Below are 1,756 nucleotides of genomic sequence, written 5' to 3'. Positions count from 1 at the left end.
GGTCTAACTCCCAATGAGTCAGAACGATTATATTGGGAAAGCTCTAAAACCGTGACCAATTTTAGTTGACCACTACAGTAAGTAGGTAAGTAGGTAAGTAGGTAAGTAGGTAAGTAGGTAAGTAGGTATTGTACGCCAGATACAACAAAGCCCCAACCGAAGTTGAGGCTTTATCATTTTATCTGGTGCCCGAGGACGGACTTGAACCGTCACGCTCGAAAGCAACGGATTTTGAATCCCTTCCACGGCCTTTAAACTAGCTATATTTACTAGGATCTTGTTGGATATCAAAGACCATAAAATGGGATTTAATTGGATTTAGATTACATACATAGAACACAGAATCGAAAAACATCTTTAAACTCATTTGCGGACAAAACTCGTTAGGTGGTTCTTCCAAGATCGGAATAGTAAAACTTGAAACCTTAAGGAATTGAACGATGATCCCCCCATACGCTCCTAAACCCTAACCTGTTATTCTAAAAAACTGCTTGTTTTATGAACATTTTATCAACGAAATTTAACTGTTCAAAGTGTCTGTAATACATACGTAAATAACGGACTAATGAATCAATATCAGCTTCACTCAATCGGTCGGTAACTAGTTTTTCAAGTGTTTCAATAGGGATACCCATTTCCTCTAAAGCGGAAAATGAAGAGGGTAAGTGACTATTTTCGAATACATGTATGAGCCAACCTAAGTTTGCAACTGAAGGAAGTCCTAGAGACTTGAACTCATGATTTAACAGGTCTTCTAATAGTGCAAGCGCTCTCACTACAGCATGTTTGAATATGTTTCGTAAAATATTTAACTCTTTATCAGTTGCATCAGAGCGAAGGTCATCACCCTCTCGGGATTTATAGATATAATCAATCTGTTCTTTAACGTAAGAGGTATGGTCATTAGCGTAAATGTATCGACCTAATTTGTTATATAGATCATCACTATCTTCATAATGGAGTTGTTGTCTAGCTAATACACGATTTTCTACTATCTTGATGAAGTTCGTTAATAGTTCTAATTGGTACTTTTTAGGCTTGGTTACTGTGGCAATTTGTTCCATTTCATTAATGGATAACTCTGTTACCAGTTCATAAGCCCTTTCTATAGTTTCAACTTGATATGAGGAATGCTTACGGATGACCTCCATCGGTACATCAGACTTTTTTGCAAACTGGATGAGGTTTTGACTGCTTAGTTCTGAGAGATGATCCGGCTGTATTCCTGCTAATAGGTTTATAGGGGAGTTATCATCTTGCTGCCCTAATGGAAGGTTAACGACTTGCGATTCTTGCTCTGGTACTTCTTCTAAGCAAAAAACATTTCCAACCAAGTACTGTCCCATTCTACCAGCTCTACCAGAGATGTTTTTATGGGTGAAACTATCAATTTTTGGATTTCCATTACGGTTGTCATAAATGACAATGTTTTTTGCTGAAGTATTCACCCCTTCAATCATTGTTGAAGTGCAGATCAAAAAATTTATTTGTTTGGAGTTGAAAAGCTCGACTGTTTTTTGCTGAATTGCTCGAGGCAGTGCGCCATGGTGGATTCCAATTCCACTTGCTAAAGCTCTAGTACACCCCCAGTCAGCACCGTAGCTTTTCTTTAGCCATTTATAGTATTTCTTCAATGGGGCATTAGTTGAACCGAGAAAGTTTTTTTCTTGTAGGCTTTCCAACGTGCCTAGAAAACGAATTACCTTTGCTATTGAACTAGAAGACTTACAATAGATTATGGTTTGATCAGGATATG

General features: G+C 37.8%; 1 protein-coding gene. It reads right to left on the bottom strand.

The genetic code is table 11. The features are described 5' to 3' along the window. Nucleotides 1–479: 479 nt before the first annotated feature. The coding region (locus ASV53_RS23855) for a helicase-related protein (RefSeq protein WP_275657122.1) at nt 480–1,756 on the bottom strand (1,277 nt) is incomplete at its 5' end.

It is taken from the genome of Photobacterium sanguinicancri, from assembly GCF_002265265.1.
GTDB lineage: Bacteria > Pseudomonadota > Gammaproteobacteria > Enterobacterales > Vibrionaceae > Photobacterium > Photobacterium sanguinicancri.
This window is presented reverse-complemented; position numbering and strand designations above follow the sequence as displayed.